This window comes from Pseudomonas sp. 1152_12 (assembly GCF_052850675.1).
In genome coordinates this window covers 121,526-145,170 of record NZ_VXCW01000002.1, presented here as the reverse complement: position 1 = coordinate 145,170, position 23,645 = coordinate 121,526, and the positions used below count along the sequence as shown (strand labels likewise).

The 23,645-nt window shown below is 59.6% G+C and carries 22 protein-coding genes, 1 tRNA gene and 2 pseudogenes; 15 read left to right on the top strand and 10 right to left on the bottom strand.

Annotated features, from left to right (window positions below):
- Window positions 1-58 precede the first annotated feature (58 nt).
- The 5 genes and pseudogenes from rloA to FW764_RS03350 form a co-directional block, all read left to right on the top strand.
- Window positions 59-595, top strand: a complete 537-nt coding sequence (gene rloA / locus FW764_RS03370; protein WP_446432750.1) for a retropepsin-like aspartic peptidase RloA — start codon at window positions 59-61, stop codon at window positions 593-595.
- 5 nt (window positions 596-600) lie between these two features.
- Window positions 601-2,133 (top strand): osmotic stress tolerance membrane protein RloB, encoded by a 1,533-nt coding sequence (gene rloB / locus FW764_RS03365; RefSeq protein WP_446432749.1) that lies wholly within the window; start codon window positions 601-603, stop codon window positions 2,131-2,133.
- Window positions 2,133-3,119 (top strand): alpha-L-glutamate ligase-like protein, encoded by a 987-nt coding sequence (locus FW764_RS03360; RefSeq protein ID WP_446432748.1) that lies wholly within the window; start codon window positions 2,133-2,135, stop codon window positions 3,117-3,119. Before rloB ends, FW764_RS03360 begins: the two co-directional genes overlap by 1 nt.
- A gap of 109 nt (window positions 3,120-3,228) precedes the next feature.
- Window positions 3,229-4,572, top strand: coding sequence for an aminodeoxychorismate synthase component I (gene pabB, locus FW764_RS03355; protein WP_446432747.1), 1,344 nt, complete (start codon window positions 3,229-3,231; stop codon window positions 4,570-4,572).
- Window positions 4,573-4,701, top strand: a pseudogene (locus FW764_RS03350) (type II toxin-antitoxin system HigB family toxin); the annotation flags it as partial. It lies immediately after the preceding gene.
- A gap of 126 nt (window positions 4,702-4,827) precedes the next feature.
- Here FW764_RS03350 and thrH read toward each other — a convergent pair.
- Entirely contained in the window at window positions 4,828-5,445 is a 618-nt protein-coding gene (gene thrH / locus FW764_RS03345; protein ID WP_446432746.1) for a bifunctional phosphoserine phosphatase/homoserine phosphotransferase ThrH, read from the bottom strand.
- Window positions 5,446-5,596: 151 nt separating this feature from the next.
- Between thrH and FW764_RS03340 the strand changes: the two genes are divergently transcribed.
- Complete coding sequence (locus FW764_RS03340) at window positions 5,597-6,331, top strand: phosphoadenylyl-sulfate reductase (protein ID WP_446432745.1); 735 nt, start codon at window positions 5,597-5,599, stop codon at window positions 6,329-6,331.
- Between the two features lie 70 nt (window positions 6,332-6,401).
- Here FW764_RS03340 and FW764_RS03335 read toward each other — a convergent pair whose 3' ends face one another.
- Window positions 6,402-7,325, bottom strand: coding sequence for a LysR substrate-binding domain-containing protein (locus tag FW764_RS03335; RefSeq protein ID WP_446432744.1), 924 nt, complete (start codon window positions 7,323-7,325; stop codon window positions 6,402-6,404).
- A gap of 106 nt (window positions 7,326-7,431) precedes the next feature.
- On the opposite strand from FW764_RS03335, the gene FW764_RS03330 reads away from it, so the two are divergent.
- Window positions 7,432-8,178: a 3-oxoacyl-ACP reductase family protein gene (locus FW764_RS03330; RefSeq protein WP_446432743.1), complete on the top strand. Its 747-nt coding sequence runs from the start codon at window positions 7,432-7,434 to the stop codon at window positions 8,176-8,178.
- 126 nt (window positions 8,179-8,304) lie between these two features.
- Here the strand turns inward: FW764_RS03330 and FW764_RS03325 are convergent, their stop codons facing one another.
- A complete protein-coding gene (locus FW764_RS03325; protein ID WP_446432742.1) occupies window positions 8,305-8,997 on the bottom strand; it encodes an HAD-IA family hydrolase in 693 nt (230 codons plus the stop codon).
- Window positions 8,998-9,322: 325 nt separating this feature from the next.
- Here FW764_RS03325 and FW764_RS03320 point away from each other — a divergent pair, with 325 nt between their 5' ends.
- Complete coding sequence (locus FW764_RS03320; protein ID WP_446432741.1) at window positions 9,323-9,649, top strand: helix-turn-helix domain-containing protein; 327 nt, start codon at window positions 9,323-9,325, stop codon at window positions 9,647-9,649.
- Window positions 9,650-9,756: 107 nt separating this feature from the next.
- A pseudogene (locus FW764_RS03315) lies at window positions 9,757-9,873 on the top strand (DUF2784 domain-containing protein); the annotation flags it as partial.
- Here the strand turns inward: FW764_RS03315 and FW764_RS03310 are convergent.
- On the bottom strand, window positions 9,860-10,828 hold the full coding sequence (locus tag FW764_RS03310; protein ID WP_446432740.1) for an NAD-dependent epimerase/dehydratase family protein: 969 nt from the start codon (window positions 10,826-10,828) through the stop codon (window positions 9,860-9,862). The pseudogene FW764_RS03315 and the gene FW764_RS03310 overlap by 14 nt on opposite strands.
- A 92-nt stretch (window positions 10,829-10,920) precedes the next feature.
- Between FW764_RS03310 and FW764_RS03305 the strand changes: the two genes are divergently transcribed.
- The gene (locus FW764_RS03305; RefSeq protein ID WP_446432739.1) at window positions 10,921-11,805 is read left to right on the top strand and encodes a LysR family transcriptional regulator; all 885 of its coding nucleotides are present in this window, start codon (window positions 10,921-10,923) and stop codon (window positions 11,803-11,805) included.
- 54 nt (window positions 11,806-11,859) lie between these two features.
- Entirely contained in the window at window positions 11,860-12,438 is a 579-nt protein-coding gene (locus FW764_RS03300) for a DUF4337 domain-containing protein (RefSeq protein ID WP_446432738.1), read from the top strand.
- Window positions 12,439-12,948: 510 nt separating this feature from the next.
- On the opposite strand, the gene FW764_RS03295 is transcribed toward FW764_RS03300, so the two are convergent.
- Window positions 12,949-13,038 (bottom strand) — tRNA-Ser (locus FW764_RS03295).
- Window positions 13,039-13,374: 336 nt separating this feature from the next.
- Here FW764_RS03295 and FW764_RS03290 point away from each other — a divergent pair.
- The 3 genes from FW764_RS03290 to FW764_RS03280 all read left to right on the top strand — a co-directional run bounded on the left by FW764_RS03290 (window position 13,375) and on the right by FW764_RS03280 (window position 16,129).
- Window positions 13,375-14,067 carry a crotonase/enoyl-CoA hydratase family protein gene (locus FW764_RS03290; RefSeq protein WP_446432737.1) on the top strand — a complete coding sequence of 231 codons (693 nt, stop codon included), beginning with the start codon at window positions 13,375-13,377 and terminating at the stop codon, window positions 14,065-14,067.
- Window positions 14,068-14,280: 213 nt separating this feature from the next.
- A complete protein-coding gene (locus FW764_RS03285) occupies window positions 14,281-15,021 on the top strand; it encodes a lysophospholipid acyltransferase family protein (RefSeq protein WP_446432736.1) in 741 nt (246 codons plus the stop codon).
- Between the two features lie 136 nt (window positions 15,022-15,157).
- On the top strand, window positions 15,158-16,129 hold the full coding sequence (locus FW764_RS03280; RefSeq protein WP_083357240.1) for a magnesium and cobalt transport protein CorA: 972 nt from the start codon (window positions 15,158-15,160) through the stop codon (window positions 16,127-16,129).
- Here FW764_RS03280 and FW764_RS03275 read toward each other — a convergent pair.
- The 3 genes from FW764_RS03275 to FW764_RS03265 form a co-directional block, all read right to left on the bottom strand.
- Window positions 16,126-16,851: an amidotransferase gene (locus tag FW764_RS03275; RefSeq protein ID WP_446432735.1), complete on the bottom strand. Its 726-nt coding sequence runs from the start codon at window positions 16,849-16,851 to the stop codon at window positions 16,126-16,128. The two genes, FW764_RS03280 and FW764_RS03275, sit on opposite strands and share 4 nt — an antisense overlap.
- Before the next feature lie 127 nt (window positions 16,852-16,978).
- Window positions 16,979-19,126: a 3-hydroxyacyl-CoA dehydrogenase NAD-binding domain-containing protein gene (locus tag FW764_RS03270; protein ID WP_446432734.1), complete on the bottom strand. Its 2,148-nt coding sequence runs from the start codon at window positions 19,124-19,126 to the stop codon at window positions 16,979-16,981.
- A 16-nt stretch (window positions 19,127-19,142) separates the two neighbouring features.
- Window positions 19,143-20,348 (bottom strand): acetyl-CoA C-acetyltransferase, encoded by a 1,206-nt coding sequence (locus tag FW764_RS03265; protein WP_446432733.1) that lies wholly within the window; start codon window positions 20,346-20,348, stop codon window positions 19,143-19,145.
- A gap of 646 nt (window positions 20,349-20,994) precedes the next feature.
- On the opposite strand from FW764_RS03265, the gene FW764_RS03260 reads away from it, so the two are divergent.
- On the top strand, window positions 20,995-21,801 hold the full coding sequence (locus FW764_RS03260) for a c-type cytochrome (protein ID WP_446432732.1): 807 nt from the start codon (window positions 20,995-20,997) through the stop codon (window positions 21,799-21,801).
- A gap of 89 nt (window positions 21,802-21,890) precedes the next feature.
- Here the strand turns inward: FW764_RS03260 and FW764_RS03255 are convergent, their stop codons facing one another.
- Window positions 21,891-22,694: a transglutaminase family protein gene (locus FW764_RS03255; RefSeq protein ID WP_446432731.1), complete on the bottom strand. Its 804-nt coding sequence runs from the start codon at window positions 22,692-22,694 to the stop codon at window positions 21,891-21,893.
- Entirely contained in the window at window positions 22,691-23,641 is a 951-nt protein-coding gene (locus tag FW764_RS03250) for an alpha-E domain-containing protein (protein WP_446432730.1), read from the bottom strand. The genes FW764_RS03255 and FW764_RS03250 overlap by 4 nt, the downstream gene beginning before the upstream one ends.
- Between the last annotated feature and the right edge of the window lie 4 nt (window positions 23,642-23,645).

Here is a 23,645-nt window from a genome sequence, read left to right as displayed (position 1 = left end):
TTGCGCAGCAATGCCAGTCGCCTTGAATTAAACATCGCACTGCACCGCCTCAGGATCTATGAGACTCAAGCCCTTCCTTTTAGTGTTTTGCCTAGTGTGCATACCGAGCCTTGGCGTCGCCGCCGAGAAGACCGTGTATGGCCTCAATGAATACGCGAAACTTGCCGGCATTGACCTGGAAGTGGCGGCCAAACTCGACACCGGCGCCAAGACCGCCTCCTTGAGTGCCCGCGATATCAAGCGCTTCAAGCGTAACGGTGAGTCCTGGGTCCGCTTCTACCTGGCCATCGACACCGCCCATTCCCACCCCATCGAACGCCCCCTGGCCCGCGTCAGCAAGATCAAGCGCCGCGCCGGTGACTACGACCCCGATGAGGACAAGAACTACACCGCCCGACCAGTGATTGCGCTGGATATCTGCATGGGCACCGCTTTACGCAGCATCGAAGTGAACTTGACTGACCGCAGCGCTTTCCAATACCCGCTGCTGATCGGCTCCGAAGCGTTGAAACGCTTTGATGCGCTGGTCGACCCCAGTCTTAAATACGCAGCGGGCAAACCTGCCTGCGCCGCTGACGCTCATACCGCCGAGTAAACCGAATGCGCTCTCTGACCCTGCACCTGAAAATCCTGATCACCCTCCTGGTGGTGTTGGGCATTTCGGTCACCGCCTACCAGATTTTCGTGCAGGGAATTCCTGTCACCGAGGACGCCACCGACGACCTGTGGAACATCGACGCGAAAGTCGAGTTCGTCGCCAACCCCAAGGACCCCGTGAAGATCTCGATGTTTGTGCCGCCCCTGAGCCGCGACTTCGTCAGTCTCAACGAAAGTTTTATCTCGAATAACTACGGCGTGAGCGTCAACCGCACCGACGGCAACCGCAAGGTCACCTGGTCGGCACGCCGTGCCAAGGGCAACCAGACGCTGTATTACCGCCTGGTGCTGACCAAGCGTTACAGCGGCGAAAAGGTCAAGGTCAAAGGCCCGACTTTCCGCGACAGCATTGCCGTGGAAGGCCCGGAAAAAATCGCCGCCGAAGCGTTGCTGGCGCCGATCCGCCAGCACTCGGCCGACGTCGAAACCTTTATTACCGAAGCGATCAAACGCACCAACAACCTCAGCGACGACAATGTGAAGCTGCTGCTCGCCGGCGACGCGTCGACCCCGCATAAAGCCAAAATTGTCGAGTTGCTGCTGTCCATCGCCCACGTACCGGTGGAAAAAGTCCACACCATCCGCCTGGTGGCCAGCCAACCTCAAACCCCGGAACTATGGTTGCGCAGCTTCAACGGCAATGACTGGTTGTACTTCAACCCGGAAACCGGTGAACAGGGCCTGCCGGCTGACCGCCTGCAGTGGTGGACCGGCGATGAAAACCTGATCACCGTCGATGGCGGCAAGAAGGCCGTGGTGACGTTCAGCCTGAACAACAGCGAAATGAACGCGATTCGCCTGGCCAAGCTGACCGACGAAAACACTGACGCCAACTTCCTCGAATACTCGCTGTACGGCTTGCCGCTGCAAACCCAGCAGACCTTCATGATCATGGTGATGATCCCGATTGGCGTGCTGGTGATCCTGATCCTGCGCAACCTGATCGGCCTGCAGACCCTCGGCACCTTTACCCCGGTGCTGATCGCCCTGGCATTTCGCGAGACGCAGTTGGGCTTCGGCATTGTGCTGTTCACCATTATTACCGCGCTGGGCTTATCGCTCAGGTCGTACCTGGAACACTTGAAATTGCAGATGCTGCCGAGGCTGTCGGTGGTGCTGACCTTCGTGGTGGTGCTGATTGCGGCTATTAGCCTGTTCAGCCACAAGTTGGGCCTTGAGCGTGGGCTGTCGGTGGCGCTGTTCCCGATGGTGATTTTGACCATGACCATCGAACGCCTATCGATCACCTGGGAAGAGCGCGGTGCCAACCACGCGCTGAAAGTGGCGATTGGTACGCTGTTCGCCGCCTCGCTGGCGCACATCATCATGAGCGTGCCGGAACTGATCTACTTTGTATTCACCTTCCCGGCGATCCTGTTGATCCTGGTGGGCTTCATGCTGGCCATGGGCCGTTATCGCGGCTACCGCCTGACCGAGCTGGTGCGTTTCAAGGCCTTCCTCAAGGCTGACTCGTAATGTTCGGCCTCTGGAAGACCTGGAAGGCCCTCGAAGCGCGGGGGATCATGGGCATCAACCGGCGTAACGCCGACTATGTACTCAAGTACAACAAGCGCAGCCTGTACCCGATTGTGGATGACAAGATCATCACCAAGGAGCGGGCAATAGCGGCCGGTATTCACGTGCCGCAGATGTACGGAATCATTTCCACCGAGAAAGAAATCGACAAGCTCGATGAGATCATCGGTGGGCGCAGCGACTTCGTGATCAAGCCGGCCCAGGGCGCCGGCGGCGATGGCATCCTGGTGGTGGCCGACCGTTTTGAGGGGCGCTATCGCACGGTGTCCGGCAAAATCATCAGCCATGAAGAAATCGAGCACCAGATCTCCAGCATCCTCACCGGCCTATATTCCCTGGGCGGCCACCGCGACCGCGCGCTGATCGAATACCGCGTGGTACCCGACCAGATCTTCAAGAGCATCAGCTACGAGGGCGTGCCAGACATCCGCATTATTGTGTTGATGGGCTACCCGGTGATGGCTATGTTGCGCTTGCCAACACGCCAGTCGGGCGGCAAAGCCAACCTGCACCAAGGAGCAATCGGCGTGGGGGTCGACCTGGCCACGGGCCTGACGCTACGCGGCACCTGGCTGAACAACATCATCACCAAACACCCCGACACCACCAACGCCGTGGATGGCGTGCAGCTGCCCAATTGGGACGGTTTCATGACGCTTGCGGCCAGTTGTTATGAGCTGTGCGGGCTGGGTTACATCGGTGTGGACATGGTGCTGGACCAGGAAAAAGGCCCGCTGATCCTCGAGCTGAATGCGCGGCCGGGGCTGAATATCCAGATTGCCAACGACTGCGGGCTGACGTTGCGTACCCATGCGGTGGAAGCGCGGCTGGAAGCGTTGAAGGCTGCGGGGGTGACGGAAACGCCGGAAGAGCGCATGAAGTTCGTGCAGGCGATGTTTGGGCATATTCCTGCCGTGGAAGGCTGAAGGCCTCATCGCAGGCCCTCAATCTGCCTATCGTCGACATCCCCTCTAGGACCAAGGCCTACGGGAGACTACAATCGCCTCCTCCAAGCCAACGGCTGATCCACCCCGCATGTCGACCTGTTATGTACACCCGCTGCCCTACCGGGCCAACCCCGCCGAGTACTTTACGGCGATTCGCCACGCCCCCGGCGCGGTGCTGCTCGACAGCGGCCGCCCGACTGCCGAGCGTGGCCGTTATGACCTGCTCAGCGCCTGGCCAGTGGAAACGCTAACGGTTCGGCCTGATGAAAACGGCAGTGATTTCCTGCAACGCTTACGCGAAAACCTCACGCAGTTGGGTGAAGCGGGGTTGCCTGCTGGTTATGAGTTGCCGTTTGCCGGTGGCTTGATCGGCTACTTGAGCTACGACTTCGGCCGCCACCTGGAACAGATGCCGCACTTGGCAGTGGACGACTTGCACCTGCCGGATGCACGCTTCGGGTTATATGCGTGGGCGCTGATCAGCGACCACCAGGCGCAAACCAGCCAGTTGGTGTTTCACCCCTCGCTTGCTGACAGCGAGCGACAACGCCTGATTGCGCTGTTCAATGCTGAAGCTGCCAACATCCCGGCGAACTTCAAACTGCACGGCCCCATGGTTCCGGAACTGACCGCCGAAGCTTACCGGCAGGCCATCGTGCGCATCCAGGATTACATCCAGGCCGGCGACTGCTACCAGGTCAACTTTGCCCAGCGCTTTCGCGCGCCATGCGTCGGCGATCCGTGGGCGGCTTACTGCGCCTTGCGTGAGGCGTGCCCTACCCCGTTTTCCGGGTTCCAGAGCCTGCCGGACGACGGCGCAGTGCTGAGCCTGTCGCCGGAGCGCTTTGTACACATCAGCGAGCGCCGCGTCGAAACCCGCCCCATCAAAGGCACCCGCCCGCGCGGTTTGACGCCCGCAGAAGACGCGGCCAACGCCGCCGAACTGTTGGCCAGCCCCAAAGACCGCGCCGAAAACCTGATGATCGTCGACCTGCTGCGCAACGACCTTGGCCGAACCTGCCGCACTGGCTCGGTAAAAGTGCCGGAGTTGTTCAGCCTGGAAAGCTACCCCAACGTGCACCACTTGGTGAGCAGCGTCACCGGCACCCTGGCCGACGACAAAGACGCCCTCGACCTGATCGCCGGCAGCTTCCCCGGCGGCTCTATCACCGGCGCGCCTAAGATTCGCGCCATGCAGATCATCGACGAGCTGGAGCCGACCCGACGCGGTTTGTACTGCGGCTCGTTGGTGTACCTGGACGTGCGCGGCGAGATGGACAGCTCCATCGCGATTCGCAGCCTGCTGATCAAGGATGGGCAGGTGTGCTGCTGGGGCGGCGGCGGAATCGTGGCGGACTCGCAGTGGGAGGCGGAGTATCAGGAGTCGCTGACGAAGGTGCGGGTGTTGTTACAAACGTTGGAAGGCTTGTAGCACCCAGCTTATGGCGATGCCAAAACGCCGATGGTCGAGCTGTATCGTCATATGGAGAAAACCACTTACCAGACACCACAAGCCCTTAAGGCAGAGCTCAGAACCGCGAGTATTCTCAAAGGTGGCAGGGGTTTAGGCGGCGCCTGAGCTGGCACCATCGCAGGCAAGCCAGCGCCCACATTTTGAACTGCGTGAACACGATCATAAAGTGGGAGCTGGCTTGCCTGCGATAGGGCCATCAGTAGCACTGATGCTCTATAGGCTCAACGCCCGATTCGACGCCTTGATGAACTCTTTCTTCAAGTCCTCAAACGTATGCACCGCCGGGAACTGCGGGAACTCGCGAATCACATTCTCTGGCGCGTGGAACAGAATCCCACGGTCAGCTTCGCCCAGCATAGTGGTGTCGTTGTAGGAGTCGCCGGCGGCGATCACGCGGTAGTAGAGGGTTTTGAACGCCAGCACCGACTGGCGCTTGGGATCTTTCTGGCGCAACTGGTAACTCACCACCCGGTCGTTTTCATCGGTAATCAGGCGGTGACACAGCAAGGTTGGAAAGCCCAGCTGGCGCATCAGCGGTTGGGAGAATTCGTAGAAGGTATCGGACAGGATCACCACTTGGAAGCGCTCGCGCAGCCAGTTGACGAACTCGATGGCACCGTCCAGCGGCTTGAGGGTGGCGATCACTTCCTGGATGTCGGCGAGCTTGAGCCCATGTTCGTCGAGGATGCGCAGGCGTTGCTTCATCAGCACGTCGTAGTCGGGAATGTCGCGGGTGGTGGCCCGCAGGGATTCAATACCGGTTTTTTCGGCGAAGGCGATCCAGATTTCCGGAACCAGCACCCCTTCCAGGTCGAGACAGGCAATTTCCACAAGACACTCCCATTAGATGTTATTAGTTGAGCGAGCAAAAGGACTGCCGAACTCTAGCGATTCAAGCTGGCCACCGCAACGCAGGGCGGATTTTGATACCATCACTCCCCTATAGAGCGCTAAGCGCCACTGACCTGTAGGAACCGTCCTGATGAACCACGCCTTCGACGTCGCTGAACTCGCCGCGACTTATGCCAACAAATCCGCCCAAGACATTCTCAAGCTGGCGTTCAGTCAGTTCGGCGATGACCTGTGGATTTCCTTCAGCGGTGCCGAGGACGTGGTGCTGGTAGACATGGCTTGGAAGCTGAACAAGAACGTCAAGGTGTTCAGCCTCGACACGGGCCGCCTGCACCCGCAGACCTACCGGTTCATCGAGCAGGTGCGTGAGTTCTACAAGATCGACATCGAGCTGATTTCGCCGGACCAGAGCAAGCTGGAACCCTTCGTCAAGGAAAAGGGCCTGTTCAGTTTCTACAAGGACGGCCATGGCGAATGCTGTGGCGTGCGCAAGATCGAACCGCTGCGGCGCAAACTGTCTGGCGTGAGCGCCTGGGCCACCGGCCAACGCCGTGACCAGAGCCCCGGCACCCGCAGCCAGGTGGCAGCCTTGGAAATCGATACGGCGTTCTCCACACCCGAGCGCACCCTGTACAAATTCAACCCGCTGGCGCAAATGACCAGCGAGGAAGTCTGGGGTTACATCCGCATGCTCGAGCTGCCATACAACAGCCTGCATGAACGCGGGTTTATCAGCATCGGCTGCGAGCCGTGCACCCGTCCGGTATTGCCAAACCAGCATGAGCGCGAAGGCCGCTGGTGGTGGGAAGAAGCTACGCAGAAGGAATGCGGGCTGCATGCCGGGAATATCATCAGCAAGACCTGAGGGCTAGCGCAGTAAAAAATGTGGGCGCCGGGCCTGCCCGCGATGGCCGCGACTCGGCCGGCAGCCGTGATCAAATCGCGCTGAACCGTTGCCCCAGTTTCTGCTCGGCAAACTGCTCGATGATGAACTCCACAAACGCGCGGGTCTTGCCGGGCAGCAGTTTGTGTTCGGCGTAGTAGATCGAGATATTGCCGTCGTCGACGTACCAGTCGGGCAGCACCCGCACCACCGCGCCGCTGTCGAGGAACGGCACGGCCATCGGCATGCTCACCAGCGCGATGCCCAGGCCTTGGGCGCTGGCGCAGCAAGCGGCTTCGGAGTCGCTCATGGTCATGCGCGGCTTGAGCACCAGCGGGCGCTGTTCACGTTCCGGGCCGGTGAGCTGCCAGGTACGCACGCGGCCGGTTTGCGGAGAACGGATCAGGATGCCCAGGCAGCGCGACAGATCTTCGGGCGCGCGCACCGGCTGGCGTCGTGCCAGATAATCCGGGGAAGCCACCAGCACCCGGTGCGCAGGGGACAGCTTGCGCGCTACGACGCCCAGGGGCAGTTCAAAACCACCGCCGATGGCGGCATCGAAGCCTTGGCCGATCAGGTCGACCTGGCGGTTATCGAAGTGCCAGTCGGGGCTGATATCCGGAAAGCGCCGCATAAACTCCGTCAGCAACGGCACCACATAACGATTGCCGAACACAGTGCCCATACTGACCTTGAGCGTGCCCACCGGCCGCCCTTCGGCACTGGCCAGGTTAGCCATGGCATTCTGGATGGTAATGAGACTGCCGCTGACCTCTTCAAGGAACAGCTTGCCGGCTTCGGTCAAGGTCAGCCGGCGCGTGCTGCGCTGAAACAGCCGCACACCCAGGCGCACTTCCAGCTTAGCGACGCTTTTACCCACCGCCGCCGGGGTCAGGCTCAGGTGCCGGGCGGCTTCGGCAAAGCTGCCGCCTTCAGCACTGCGCACGAAACATTCGATACTCCCAAAGCTTTCCATATCGGCCCATTCTAAACTTTTGGTTTACACAGACTATAGCAATCATGGTCTACCGGGTGGGTTGGGTGAAGTCGATACTCGACCCATCAACTACTTGGAGATCGACATGACCACACACAACCTCACTGGCAAAGTCGCCTTGATTCAAGGCGGTTCCCGCGGCATCGGCGCGGCTATCGTCAAGCGTCTTGCCGCACAAGGTGCAGCCATCGCCTTTACTTATGTCAGCTCGGCGGCAAAAGCCGAAGAGCTGCAGAACAGCGTGATCAGCGCAGGCGGCAAAGCCTTGGCCATTCAGGCCGACAGCGCCGATGCCACGGCGATTCGCAATGCCGTGAACGCCACCGTCGAAGCCTTTGGACGCCTGGATATCCTGGTGAACAACGCCGGTGTACTGGCCATCGCACCGCTTGAGGATTTCAAGCTGGAAGACTTCGACCAGACCCTGGCGATCAACGTGCGCAGCGTGTTTATTGCCACTCAGGAAGCGGCCAAGCACATGGGTGAAGGCGGCCGCGTGATTAACATTGGCAGCACCAATGCCGAGCGCATGCCGTTTGGTGGTGGCGGGCCGTATGCGATGAGCAAGGCGGCGCTGGTGGGGTTGACCAAGGGCCTGGCACGGGACTTGGGGCCGCGTGGCATCACCATTAACAATGTGCAGCCTGGGCCGGTGGACACGGATATGAACCCGGCAAACGGGGAGTTTGCCGAGACGCTGATCGGGTTAATGGCGGTGGGGCGTTATGGGCAGGTAGAAGAGATTGCCAGTTTTGTGGCGTACCTGGCGGGGCCTGAGGCGGGGTATATCACTGGGGCCAGTTTGACCATTGATGGTGGTTTCAGCGCCTAAGTATTCTGGGGCGCTGTAAGCTCAATGTGGGCGCGAGTTTGCTCGCGAGGCAGAGTGTCAGCCGGGAATACATCGACGGATACACCGCTTTCGCAGGCAAGCCAGCCCCCACATTTTTTATCGTGTTTATTCAGGGAAAGGTGGGAGGCCGTAGGCGGCCAGGTCGAAGTCTGCGAGTTTGCGGATGATCTGGTCGGCGTGGTGGTATTTGCTGTCGGCCATGGCTTCATCCGGCACGGCGATGGCGGTCATGTTGGCGGCCTTGGCGGCGGTGACACCGAACGGCGAATCTTCGAACACCAGGCAGTCTTCTGGCGCAACGCCCAGGCGGCGTGCGGCGGTCAGGAAGATGTCCGGCGCAGGCTTTGCAGCACCGACTTGCGGGTCGTCAGCGGTGACGATGGTGCCGAACAGGCCAAACCATTCGCGGTGCAATGTGGTCTTGTGGCCAAACGAGTTGCGCGACGAACTGGTGCCCACCGCAATCGGAATGTTATGCGCCTTCAAGTGCCGCACCAACGCTTCGGCGCCGGGCATGCCCAAGGCCTTGGGGAAACGCTCGCTCATTAGCGGTTCGCGGATTTCCAGAAATTCAGCCGGCGTAATCGGCAAGTCCAGCGCCTTGACTACGTAGTCGGCCAAGTCTTGAGCTCCACGCCCAATGATGTGCTGCTTGATGCCCCAGTCATAGGTACGGCCGTAACGTTCGGCGATGATCTGCGTGACTTCGGTGTAAATGCCTTCGGTATCCAGCAACAACCCGTCCATATCAAAAATCACGGCCTTAATGGGACCGACTGCGGTACGCGGTGCATTCATCACAACAGAACCTTGGGGAGGGACTAAAAGGTTTCAGCACAATAACGGCCGAGGTTGCCTGCAAGCAACCTTTGCGGCTCGGCATTGATAACCACACTGATCAACTGCGCCAAAGCAGCGGTGGGCAAAGGCTAGCGCAAAAGGCGCGTGCCGAAGACATTCACGCAGTCAGGCTTACATGCAGCAACAGCTTCGATCAACTGGCCTCGGGAGACAGACTAACGTTGCAAGGCACCCGGGTTAGTGTATTTGCAAAAAAGGCCCTAAAAACGTGTTAAAGCCTTATCAAAAAATAAGTCTTTAATAAGGCTTAAGCAGGAAAAACATGATCAGTGCGTCCCCCCACATACAAGTCATCAACGATCTGGAAGGCAAGCCTGCGTTTGTGGTAATCCCTTATGGGCAATACCTCGCACAGCAGGGCCGAAACCACCTTATTCCCTATCAAGTCGTCAACCTGATTATCGACGGGTTTACCCCCATCCGCGCCTGGCGCGAACACCTCAACTTGACCCAGGAGGACGTCGCCACACTCCTGGGTATTTCTCAATCGGCTTTCGCCCAACAAGAGGCGGTGAACAAACCTCGCCGGGCAACGCGGGAAAAGATCGCCAAGGCGTTTGGCATCAACGCCACTCAACTGGAGCTATAGCGTTACTCAAGCACATCCGCGCCGTCATTATCGCTGCCCACGCGTTAAAATCAGCGGGAACTACTTGTTGGCGCCTGACGCCTGCCAACCTTAAAAGCGAACCCACACATGCTTTATCGCTGATCTACCCGGCCGGGCTGACCCCGAACAGCCAATTAGTGCTTGGGGCACTGGTGTTGCTGATCAACATCGCGGTGTATGTGCGCTTGATCAGGCGGTCGTAGGCAGGCAGCCCAGGTCGACCAATGTAGCTTCCACCGCCTGATCCAGCGGCGTGTGGGGCTCGCGGCCCAAGGTATCCACCAGGCTCTGGTTGTCCAGGCGCAGCGGGGTTTGCCACAGGTAGCGCATTTCCTGCATCTCGCGGACGGTGACGACAAAGGGCGCTATCAATTTCATCAACCACCACGGGAAGCGACCTACGCGGGGCTGACGGCCAGACCTACGCAACACCACCCGCTGGATCGCCTGAACCATCTGCGTGCCATCCACGTCCTCATGCCCCGCCATGTGAAAGCGCGCAAACGCCTCAAGGGTTGCCCGACGCGCAATCAACTCGACCATCGTGCGCGCTACGTCCGGCAGGTATGCCCATTGATGCAACACACCGGGCGTGCCCGGGTAGCTGATGGCGTGCACGGGTTTGCCGGGTTTGACCAAGCCTTGGGCAAACCAGTTGTTGGCCACCCTGGCGCCGAAAAAGTCCCCGGCCCGTACGATCAACACCCGCGCGCCCTGCCGGGAAGCCTGTTCTAAACGCTGCTCCAGTTGCACCCGGATCGCGCCCTTACTGGTCTGAGGGTGTTGCGGCGAGTGCTCGTGCAACACGGGAAATGCATCCGGCCCGAAGTTGTAGACCGTGCCGGGCAACACGATGGTTGCGCCTTCGGCGATGGCCGCCGCAATCGTGTTGTCGATCATCGGCATCACCAGTTCGGCCCAATTGCGATAGCCCGGCGGGTTGACGGCATGCACGATCACCGCACAGCCACGGGCGGCGGCGAGCACTTCCTGCCGATTGAGCGCATCGCCCTTGATCCAGGCAAACGCCGCGTTCTCACGGCGAACCTTGTCCACATCCCGGGTCAACGCACACACCTCCCAGCCCGCCGCACGCAACTGCCGGGCCACTTCACCGCCAATCCCGCCGGTTGCACCCAATACCAAAACCTTGCTCATGACCGTCTCCCACGTTGTTAGTGAGGCCATTTTGTGTGCGGCGCCGCTATAGATAAATTGCCGAAGAGCATCCAGCCGCTATACATTTATGCATGGCAACGAACATTGGTTGGGAGCTTTACCGGTCGTTCCTCGGCGTACTCAAGGAAGGATCGTTGTCGGGGGCCGCACGCCTGCTCGGCATCACACAGCCTACGGTCGGCCGGCACATCGCTGCGCTGGAAACGGCGCTGGGCGTGGTGCTGTTCACCCGTTCGCCGCAAGGCTTGCTGCCCACCGCCGTCGCCCACACTTTGCGCGCCCACGCCGAAACCATGGAGCGCACCGCCGCTGCCCTGGAGCGCGCCGCTTCCGCCCAAGGCGATGAAGTGCGCGGTGTAGTGCGGGTCTCCGCCAGTGAAGTGGTCGGTGTGGAAGTGCTGCCGCCGATCATCACCGCACTGCGCCGCCAACACCCGCACCTACGGGTTGAACTGATCCTGACCAACCGCCTGATCGACCTGCTGCAACTGGAAGCCGACATCGCCGTGCGCATGCTCCGACCCAGCCAGGAGCAACTGCTGGCGCGGCGTGTCGGCTTGATTGAAGTGGGCCTGCACGCCCGCGATGATTACCTGCAACAGCATGGCATGCCGCTTCAGATGCAGGACCTGGTGAACCACTCGGTGATCGGCTTCGACCAGGAAAGCGCCTTCATCCGCAGCCTGGCCATCAAGGGCTTCGAGCGCAGCGCCTTCGCCATCAGCAGTGACAGCGACCTGGCGCAACTGGCGCTGATCCGCGCCGGTGCCGGTATCGGTGGCTGCCAGGTGCAACTGGCCAAGCAGAACCCCCGCCTGCACCGGGTATTGCCGGACGGTTTTGCGTTCAAGATGGACACCTGGGTCACCATGCACGAAGACCTGCGCAACAGCCCCCGTTGCCGGGTGACCTTTGATGCATTAGTGGCGGGTTTGCAGCGTTACGTACAGGCTTGAGACAGCTTCGTTGGTGAAGAATCAGACTCCCTCAGCCCCTTCATAGACGCCCCCATGTCCGAAGCCTTCGAAGTCCCCAGCCCCCACGAAAAACACATCGAACATACCACCGAACATGCGCATGGGCGCGGCGACAATTTCGCCAGCCGTATCGCTGTAATGACTGCCCTGATGGCCACCCTCGGCGCCATGCTCAGCTACCAGGCCGGTTCTACCGAAAGCGAAGCGGCGATGGACAAGAACAACGCCGCCATCAGCAAGACCGAAGCCGCCAACCAGTGGAACTACTACCAAGCCAAATCCAGCCGCCAGAACCTGGCCGAACTGGCCACCCATATTCCCGGCGTGGATGCCGCGCATTACAAGGATGAAATCGAGCGTTACAAGGGCCAGAAGGAAGAAGTGCGCAAACAGGCCGAGAAACTTGAGGCCACCTCCAAGGAATGGGATCAGAAATCCGAGGAAGCCCTGCACCAGCACCACCGCTGGGCCCAGGCGATGACCGCGATTCAGATCGCGATTTCGTTGGCCGCGATTACGCTGCTCACGCGCAAGGAATGGCTCAAACGCATGTCCTACAGCGCAGGCACCGTCGCCGTGGTCCTGGGCAGCCTGGCCTGGCTGCACCTCTAACTGACCGAATGCGGTCAAAAAACGCGACATCGAAAAGCGGATACCGTGGAGATTGTTGAGCGGGACAACAAGACCGTGCGCCGGCACACGCTGACGATTTTGTCGTGCATGACCGTTTTTCAAAGCTCATCTACTCGCTGCCGGCGTTCGCTACCGTGGGCCAGGTCAATGCCGACACACATACGCCCGTCAGTTGCTGCCCCCTGGTATTGGCTCAATCGATTGGATTGCCGAGCAGATGGGGCACACCAACGGCAATATCATCCGCCAGCACTGTGGGACCTGGATCAATGAGAACGGGCCAGAGTTCCCTCGGTGGCAAGAAAGCCTGTAAGCCTGCGCAGTCACGGGATTTGTATCTGGCTACCGGCGTAAGACACTGAGGACATTCTTTTGCACCAAAACAGCGCGCCAGTCCCATGGTGGTCCCATGGGGCTATTTTTCAGACGCCAAAAACCACAAACCCCCGACTTTCTCTAGGAAAATCGGGGGTTTGTGTTTACTTAATTTGGCGGTGAAGGAGAGATTCGAACTCTCGATACAATTTCTTGTATACACACTTTCCAGGCGTGCTCCTTAAGCCACTCGGACACTTCACCGTATCTCGTCAAACCAGTTCAGTCTGTCGAGGCGCGCTAATGTAGTCGAAAGCCTTTCTGATGGCAAAGGTTTTTTTCAGAATTTTCATGCGCTTAGACGGCTGTGCCATTACCCGCCCGGCAAGGGGCGGTGAATCTGCCATTCTCGGGCATCGGCGGTAAGCGTTTGAGGCGGCAGTTGCGCCCTGCCTCAGGCTGTCTGCCCTTGGGGATGCGGCAAAAGCCTGACTGGGTAGTCAGTCACGGCGCTTTACCGGGGCGGGTGTGGTGGGTAACGTCTGCGCATGTGCTGCTATAAACAGCCTATCTATAACAAGTCCTACAAGGAACCGCGTCATGAGTGAGTTGATTGCCTACCACCTAGAAGACGGTATCGCGACCCTGACCTTGAGCAACGGCAAAGTGAATGCCATTTCTCCGGCGGTGGTCAGTGAGTTTAATGCGGCGCTGGATCAGGCCGAGAAGGATCGGGCGGTGGTGATCATCACCGGAACGCCGGGGATTCTGTCGGGTGGCTATGATTTGAAGGTGATGACGGCCGGCCCTAGAGAGGCGATCAGCCTGGTAACGTCGGGCTCGACGTTGGCGCGTCGCTTGTTGTCGCACCCGTTCCCGGTGATTGTGGCGTGCCCTGGGCATGCGGTGGCCAAGGGTGCGTTTATGCTGTTGTCGGCCGATTATCGGATTGGCGTGGAAGGCCCGTTCAGCATTGGCCTGAATGAAGTGGCAATCGGCATGACCATGCACCACGCCGGTATCGAGTTGGCGCGGGATCGTCTGCGTAAGTCGGCGTTTCATCGTTCGGTGATCAATGCCGAGATGTTTGACCCGCAGGGCGCGTTGCAAGCGGGATTCCTGGATAAGGTGGTCGCCCCGCAAGAGCTGCACGCTGCGGCCCTGGAAGCGGCGCGTCAGTTGAAGAAAATCAACATGAACGCCCACAAGCACACCAAGTTGAAGGTGCGTAAGGCACTGCTCGAAGCCTTGGATGATGCAATCATTCAGGATCAGGGCCACAACCTTAGCTGATGCCTCAATGCTGCTGTGCCGGAGCCCGACCTGGAGTCGGGCTTTTTCTTACCAAAAAAACGGAAACCTCTTTAACCGCTCTAGACGGGCTTTACCGGCACACGTTGAAACATGTGCTTAAACATCGTCTATCTCCTACGTCTGTAGGGGCAATTGCCGAATACAGTGCACATCCGTACACTGCGCCACCTTTTGTCCCGATGGGCCGTGTCGATGCTTTTTCTGTTACGTATGTTGTTGATGGGCCTGCACTTTATGGTCGCGGGAGTGCTGGGCGTATGGCTAGGTATCTGTCGGCCGTTCAACCCGGATAACAGTCGCCTGTGTGCTCGACTCTACGGGCTGCCTGCGATGTGGATATTGCGGCTGAACGTAAAGGCGGATGTCGACTCGCTGCGTAACAAGCCGGGCACCTGCGTGATCATTGCTAACCACCAGTCCAACTACGATCTGTTTGTGTTGGGTACTGTGGTGCCGCATCGCACCGTGTGTATCGCCAAGAAAAGCCTGAAATGGGTGCCGCTGTTCGGCCAGTTGTTCTGGCTGGCGGGTAATGTGCTTATCGACCGTGGCAATGCGCACAAGGCGCGCCGCGCGATGCTCACCACCACGCATACCTTGCAGCACGAAGACACTTCGATCTGGGTGTTCCCGGAGGGCACGCGCAACTTGGGCAAAGGGCTATTGCCGTTCAAGAAAGGCGCGTTTCATATGGCGATTGCGGCCGGTGTGCCGATCGTGCAGGTGTGTGTCAGCAATTACGTTACGCATATGCAGCTTAATCAGTGGAACAGTGGTGATGTACTCATACGTTCGTTACCGCCGATTCCTACCGTGGGGCTGACTCCGGATGATATCCCGGCGTTGATGCAGAGGTGTCAGGCGCAGATGGATGAATGCATTGCACAGATGGATCGGCAACTGCAAACCGCTTGGACACCCGCGCCGTTGTGATTTTTTGGGGCCTTTGTACCCCAGCGCCAGCAAGCTTGCTCGCCACATGAAGCGCGCACCTGCAAGAGCAACAATGGAACGTCATTCGAGCTAAGCTGCCCAACACCTGTCCTCCTAATAAGAAGTGATCAGCACCATGGGTAGAGTTGTTGCGGCGGCCGTTTACAGCGCCGGGAAGAAAGTCACTGATATCACCCTCGACGAAGGCGCCGCCTGGGCCGCCAAACCCGACCACTTTGTGTGGATCGGCCTGGAAGAGCCCAACGCCCAGGAGCTGGCCAACCTGCAACGCCAGTTCAACTTGCATGAACTGGCGATCGAAGACGCTCTGGAGAAACACAGCCGCCCCAAGCTTGAAACGTTCGGCGATGCGCTGTTTATCGTCACCTACTCACCCGTACGCGAGAACGGCAAGCTGGAGTTTATCGAAACCCATATCTTTGCCGGCAACGGCTACATCATCACCGCACGCAACGGTCACTCGGCGTCCTACGGCTTTGTGCGCCAGCGTTGTGAGGCTCGGCCGTTGTTGTTGGAGCATGGGGAAGATTTCGTACTCTATGCGCTGCTGGATTTCGTCACCGAGAACTACCAGCCGGTGAGCGAAGCCATCCACGCCGAGATTGATGAGCTGGAGCGCAACGTGCTGTGCAGTTCGCTGAGCGAACGCGATATTCAGAACCTTCACGGCCTGCGCCGCGACGTGTTGCGGCTCAAGCGTTACGTGGCACCGATGGTGGAGATCAGCCAGGAACTGCAGAAGCTGAGCTTCCCGTTTATCGACAAGAATATGCGCCCGTATTTCCGTGACGTGCAGATCCACGTGACGCGGCAAATGGAAGACCTCACCACCCTGCGCGATATCGCCAGCCAGACGATTGAGATCGGTGTGTTACTGGAGGCGTCGCGCCAGAGCGTGGTGCAGCGCAAGTTCGCCGCGTGGGCGGCGATCCTGGCGTTCCCCACGGCGGTGGCGGGGATTTACGGGATGAACTTCCAGAACATGCCCGAGCTGCAATGGCACTACGGCTATTTTGCGGTGCTGGGGTTTATCGCGGTGGGCTGCAGCAGTTTGTGGGCCAGCTTCAAGCGTTCGGGATGGCTTTAAGCCGCCGCTTCAGGCTTGTGCGCGACAAAGCGCATCATCCATTCCGCTACGGTGACACCGTGGTGGTCGCGCGCCAAGCTGGCGACGCCGTTGGTATAGACCTTTTCCCCGAGAGTTGTCTGAAGGATCTCCAGCAGCTCGCGGGAATAATCGTGGATAAATTCCGGGTGGCCCTGGAAGCACAACACTTGGTCGCCGATGTGGTACGCAGCGAACGGGCAAAACGCGCTTGAGGCGATAACCGTGGCGTTTTCCGGCAAGGTGGTCACCTGGTCCTGGTGGCTGATCAATAGCGTCAACTCTTCCACTTCCGGGCTCATCCACGGCGCCTTGGCGTCGAGTTTGTAGTCGTGAATGCCCATGCCCCAGCCTTGGCCAGCGCGCTCGGCCTTGCCGCCCAGCAGCAGTGCCAACAGTTGGTGGCCGAAACAGATACCAAGCAACTTGTCGCCGTGCGTATAACGCTCAAGCAGGTAGGTCTTGAGGGTCTGGATCCACGGGTCGGTGCCGAAGGAATCGGCCTTGCTGCCAGTGACCAGGTAGGCGTCAAACACTTCATCACCCAACGGATATTCGCCCTGCACCACGTTGTAGACGACGAATTCGGCGGCAATCGGTTGCTTGGAGAACAGGCGCTTGAACATCTGCCCGTACCCTTGATACTGATCGATCAAACCTGGACGCAGGATATCGGTTTCCAGGATACAGACGCGTAGTGACATAAAAAATACCTGACACGGTGATGGGAATAATGCACATCCCAGAGCCTGCCTTGAAATGTACCTGCAAAGCAAGTCCCACCGGATGCTCTCTAAAAGTGGGAGAGGGCTTGCCCCTCCCACTTTTAGATCACCGAAAGTCGTCACCCTGTGCCGCCTTCTCCAGCAACAACGACGGCGGCGAGAACCTGTCCCCATATTGCTCCGCCAGATAGCGTGCCCGAGCAATGAAGTCGTTCAAGCCATACTGGTTGATAAACTGCAGCGCGCCACCACTCCACGCGGCAAAGCCGATGCCGAAGATCGAACCCACATTAGCGTCAGCCGTGGACATCAACACGCCCTCCTCCACACAGCGCACGGTTTCGATGGCCTGGATAAACAGCAGGCGGTCGCGCACGTCCTGTGGCGAAATCTGTTTGCCGGGCTGTTCAAACCGCGTTTTCAACTCGGGCCACAGGTGTTTCTGCCCGTTTGCGGGGTAGTCATAAAAACCACCTCCCGCCGCCTTGCCCGTGCGTTTGTATTCATTCACCAACAGGTCGATCACCGCTGTGGCCGGATGCGTCGGCAGCGCCTTGCCTTCGGCCTGTAGATCCTTCGCCGTTTGCTTTCGGATGTGGCTCATTAAGCTGAGCGACACTTCATCCGACACCGCCAACGGTCCGACCGGCATGCCGGCCTTGCGCGCTTCGGTTTCGATCATCGGCGCGGCCACGCCTTCGCCAAGCATGGCGATACCTTCGTTGGTGAAGGTGCCGAACACCCGCGAGGTGAAGAAGCCGCGGCTGTCGTTGACCACGATCGGGGTTTTCTTGATTTGCAGTACGAAATCAAACCCTCGCGCTAAGGTTTCGTCGCGGGTGTGGGTGCCCTTGATGATTTCCACCAGGGGCATCTTGTCGACCGGGCTGAAGAAATGCAGGCCGATGAATGCGCCTGGATCAGGCACGGCGGTGGCCAGGCCGCTGATGGGCAATGTTGACGTATTGGAGGCAATCACCGCGTCTGCACCGACAACGCTTTGTGCGGCAGCTGTCACCCTGGCTTTGAGTTCGCGGTCTTCATACACGGCCTCGATGATCAGATCGCAACCTGCCAGATCGGCATCAGAGGCCGTAGTATGAATCCGCGTCAGGGTGGTTTCCCGCTGTTCGGCGGTCAATTGCCCACGGCTGACCTTCTTGTCCAGCAGCGCGGCTGAGTGTGCCTTGCCCTTCTCTGCCGCCGCCAGGTTGATGTCTTTGAGCACCACGTCAATGCCCGCACTGGCGCTGACATAAGCGATGCCCGCGCCCATCATGCCCGCCCCAAGCACACCGACTTTGCGGGTGACGTACGGCGCAAAACCTTGAGGCCGTGAGCTGCCGGCGTTGATTTCATTGAGCTGGAACCAGAAGGTGCCGATCATGTTTTTTGCCACTTGCCCGGTAACCAGCTCGGTGAAGTAGCGGGTTTCAATCAGATGCGCGGTGTCGAAATCCACTTGGGCACCTTCCACGGCGGCGCAGAGGATTTTCTCCGGGGCCGGGAAGCAACCATTGGTCTTGCTGCGCAAAATCGACGGTGCAATCGCCAGCATCTGCGCCACTTTTGGGTTTGAGGGCGTGCCTCCAGGGATCTGATAAGCCTTGTTGTCCCAGGGTTGCTTGGCGTCAGGATTGGCCAGAATCCAGGCGCGGGATTTGGCCAGCAGATCATCACGATCCGTCGCCAGCTCATGGATCAACCCGGCTTGTAACGCCTGCTGCGGCCGCACTTTTTTACCTTCCAGCAAATACGGCAAGGCCTTTTCCAGCCCCAGCATGCGCACCATCCGCACGACCCCGCCACCGCCCGGCAACAGCCCTAGGGTGACCTCCGGCAAGCCAAGCTGTGTCGACTTGTCGTCCAACGCGACGCGGTAATGGCAGGCCAGGCAAATTTCCCAGCCGCCACCCAGCGCCGCGCCATTGATCGCGGCCACCACCGGTTTTCCCAGGGTTTCCAGGCGGCGCAATTGCGCTTTCAGCACTAACACGCTGTCGTAGAAATGTTTTGCGTGGGCCTTGTCGACTTTGATCAATTCATTGAGATCGCCCCCAGCAAAAAAGGTCTTCTTCGCCGAGGTGATCACCACACCGGCGATGTCATCCTTTTCCGCCTCCAGGCGTGCCACAGTGGCAGCCATGGCCTCGCGGTACACACCGTTCATGGTGTTGGCGCTCTGGCCGGGCATGTCGAGGGTCAGCACCACGATCTGGTCCTGGCCTTTTTCGTAACGAATGGCTTCGGTCATGACAGGTTCCTTGGGCTCAGAGGCGTTCGATGATGGTGGCGATGCCCATGCCACCACCGACACACAGGGTGGCCAGGCCATAGCGCTGCTGGCGCACTTCCAGTTCGTCAAGCAGAGTGCCGAGGATCGCGCAGCCCGTGGCGCCGAGCGGATGGCCCATGGCAATGGAGCCGCCGTTGACGTTGACCCGTACGGCGTCGATGCCCATGTCCTTGATGAATTTGAGGACCACAGACGCAAACGCTTCGTTGACTTCAAACAGGTCGATGTCTTCCACACGCAAGCCGGCCTTGGCCAGGGCCTTGCGCGTGGCCGGCGCCGGGCCGGTGAGCATGATGGTCGGGTCGGTGCTGGTGACCGCTGTGGCGACGATGCGCGCGCGCGGCTGCAGGCCCAGCTCGCGGCCTTTGGCGTCGGAGCCGATCAGCATCAACGCAGCACCGTCGACGATGCCGGAGCTGTTGCCCGGCGTGTGCACGTGGTTGATACGTTCCACATGGCTGTAGACCCGCAACGCCGTAGCGTCGAACCCCATCAGCCCCATCATCTCGAAGCTTGGCTTGAGTTTGCCGAGGCCTTCGAGGGTGGAGTCGCCACGGATAAATTCGTCCTGGTCGAGCAGCAGGATGCCGTTCTGGTCCTGCACCGGGATCAGCGACTTGTTGAAGGAACCGTCTGCGCGAGCCCTGGCCGCTTTCTGCTGAGACTGCAGGGCGAAGGTATCGACGTCCTGGCGGCTGAAGCCTTCCAGGGTGGCGATCAAATCCGCACCTATGCCTTGGGGTGTGAAGTGGCTGTGCATATTGGTGTGCGGGTCGAGCACCCAGGCGCCGCCGTCGCTGCCCATGGGCACCCGCGACATGGATTCGACGCCGCCGACCACCACCAGGTCTTCAAAGCCGGAACGCACTTTCATCGCGCCGAGGTTCACCGCTTCCAAGCCTGAGGCGCAGAAACGGTTGACCTGCACGCCAGCGACGCTGACGTCCCAATCGGCCACCAGCGCGGCGGTCTTGGCAATGTTGGCGCCCTGGTCGCCCACCGGGGTGACGCAACCGAGGACGATGTCATCCACCTGGCGTGTATCAAGGTCGCTGCGCTGTGCCAGCGCGGTGAGCAAGCCTGCCACAAGGTTTACCGGTTTAACGCTGTGCAGGGCGCCGTCGGCCTTGCCTTTGCCCCGGGGCGTGCGTATCGCATCAAAGATCAAAGCTTGGGTCATGACATCCTCGAACGCTGTGCATGTGTGCCCCTACCTTAGGCCCGATTGACACGGGTTCAATGACGGATGCGCTCATTGCTTTTGACCCTCACGCTCGGACGAACGGTAGGCTGCTATGGGAAACCTCGGCTTAATCGTTTTAGCTGTCTAGCCAAGGCATTGGCGCCAAGATGGCGATATGCCTCATGCCTTTTTAAGTAGAAATGCTGATTAGCTGATATGAAATGGATCTAAGCCAAGCAGAACGAGGGCTCTAAGGTTCACTCAGTACAGAGGTTGCTGCCGGGTTTTGCTGGAGCATCTGTAGGAAAAGCGCCACGTCACATTGCGATACTAAAAATTACCACGCATTTGACGCTCAGGAATAACAACAAAAGGCAGTCAGCCATGTTCAAACATTCGAAAGTACGTCAGGCGGGACTTATTCTCTTCGCCACCACACTGATTCTGATCTTGCCCAATTTAACCAAGGTTATTGGGTGACGACTCAAGCCTCACATTCAGTGCACTCATTGCACCAGGACTGCAGCTTTTGGCAGCACCTGCTGGGACATTGCGTATAGCGGTCCTGTTGCAGGGGCTGTCTTTTTGCGTGCAGTTTTCCGGTATCGTGGGTCGCACCGCACCCCACCTCCAGGCTCTCTTTTTGAAATCAATCCTTGCCGTCCTCGCCCTGCTGTTCGCCTTGCCCGCCTCGGCTGCGCAATTGACTATCGAGTTGGATCACGCCAGCAAGACTTGGCAGACCGCTGATCTACTCAAGCACCCGGATGCACAGACAGTGCAGGTCGTTGATGACGTTTCCTACAAGCGCAACATGACGTATCGCGCGGTGCCGCTGGCGTCTCTCTTGCCCGGTCTCAAGCCTGAAAATCATCTGCAAGCCGTAGCCCTTGATGGATTCGCCGCTGAGCTGACGGCTGCGCCATTGCTGCACAAACACGGTGCCCGTGCCTGGCTGGCGGTGGAAGACCCGGCTCATCCGTGGCCCGCGTTGGCAGAGGGTAAGCCGAGTGCCGGGCCGTTTTATCTGGTGTGGACCGACCCGCAAGCGGGGAACATCAGCCCTGAGCAGTGGCCATTCCAAATGTCCGGGATCAAGCAGTTGAAGACGGTGGCCGAGCGTTTTCCAGCCTTGTTACCTGATCCGAAACTGGCCGCTAATGACCGGGTCAATCAGGGTTTTGCGTTGTTCCAGAAAAACTGCCTGGCCTGCCACCGCCTTAATGGCGCAGGCGATGCGCAGGTGGGGCCAGACCTGAATATTCCCTATAACCCGACTGAGTATTTCAGCGGGGATTTCCTCAAGCGTTATATCCGCGACCCGCAAAGCATGCGGCATTGGCCACAGGCGAAGATGCCGGCGTTTGCTGCCAGTGTGTTGCCGGATAGCGAGCTGGACCTGCTGGTGGGGTATTTGAAGCATATGGCGGGGCGTAAACAGCAGCCGTGAGCCTTGCAAACGTTCTGAAAACACCACCGCTCACTGTGGGAGCTGACTTGCCGGCTCCCACCCTTGATCTACTTCGCCGGTAAAGACGGTTATTGCTGCTGCACCGAAAGCACCGGCGTCGGCGCGACGGACACCTTGGCATGCATCTGCTCATGCCCGCCGCCACGGCGCATGCCGCGCACGGGGCAAGCGTCGAGGTAATCCAAGCCCACGGCCAATTTCAAATGCCGCTCTGGCCGGGCCAATGTGTTAGTCACATCAAAGCTGTACCACGCGTCATCCAGCCAGGCTTCGGCCCAGGCGTGGCTGGCGAGGTGGGTGCTGTCCTCAGTGTACAAATAGCCCGACACATACCGCGCGGGAATGCCCAGGCTGCGCGCGCAGGCCAGGAACGCGTGGGTGTGGTCCTGGCACACGCCCGCGCGCCCTGCGAAGGCCTGGGCCGCGCAGGTGTCGACTTCGGTGGCGCCGGGCGTGTAAACCATCGACTGGTTAAGCGCGTGCATCAGGTCGATCAACGCGGTGCGGTCGCGGCGTTGACGGCAATACTGGTCAGCAAACAGGCGCAAGGCCTCATCGGGCTCGGTCAGGCGCGTACTGCGCAGAAATGGGAACGCCGACTGGCGCTCGTGTTCGGCCTCGCGCAGCTCGTCGATGTCTACCTGGCCACGGGCGCCGATGATGATGGCGTCATGAGGTTCGTCCAAGGTCAATACGTGCAGGATATTGCCGAACGGGTCGACCTGCGCACGCACCGGGCGTGGCAAATCCAGTTGCCAACTGAGCACGTGCTGGCGTTCGCTGTCGTGGGGGGTGAGGCGCAGGTACTGGATGCTAGCGCGCACTTGGTCTTCGTAGCGGTAGGTGGTTTCGTGGCTGATGGAGAGTCTCATGCGGCCTCCAAGTAGGAACTGTAGATGGCGTCGCCCAGTTGGCGCACCAAGGGGATAAAGTCGGTCAGCCAGGCGTGCAGGCCTTCCTCGAGAATTTCATCGATCGCGGTAAAGCGCAGGCGTGCATCCATCTCGGCGGCCAGGCGCTGGGCCGGGCGACCGTTGAGGCCGGGCAGGCTGGCGAGGATCTGGTCGATCTCTTCACTGCATGCCCGTAGTGAGCGCGGCACGTCGGCGCGCAACAGCAGCAGCTCTGCCACTTGCCGGGCACCCGGCGCGTCGCGGTAGATCTCGGTGTAGGCCTCAAACGACGACAGCGCGCGCAGCAAGGCACTCCACTGATAGTAGGCGTGGGCCGTGCCGTCGCTGACGGCGGCGGCTTGGTCGCCGGCCATTTCGTAGCGCGCATCCAGCAGGCGCAGGGTGTTGTCGGCACGCTCGATGAAGGTGCCCAAGCGAATAAAACGAAAGGCGTCGTTACGCATGATGGTGCCGTAAGTGGCGCCACGGAACAGGTGCGAACGTTCCTTGACCCACTCACAGAACCGGCTCATGCCATAGCGGCTGAGCCCTTGCTGGGCGATATCGCGAATATCCAGCCACGTGGCGTTGATGTTTTCCCACATGTCGGCGGTAATTCGCCCACGCACCGCATGGGCGCTGGCCCGCGCGGCGCCGAGGCAACTGTAGATGCTCGCCGGGTTGGCCGCGTCCAGCGCAAAGAAGTGCAGCAGACGCTCGGCGTGCAGTTCGCCGTGACGCGCATGGTAATCCTCAAGGGTGCCGGTGATCAGCAACGGCATGGCCAACTCGTGCAGGCCATCACCGCGCCCATCCTGGGGCATCAGCGACAGCGAATAGCTGACATCAAGCATGCGCGCGAGGTTTTCCGCGCGTTCCAGGTAGCGCGACATCCAGTACAGATCCGAGGCAGTTCGACTCAACATGGCA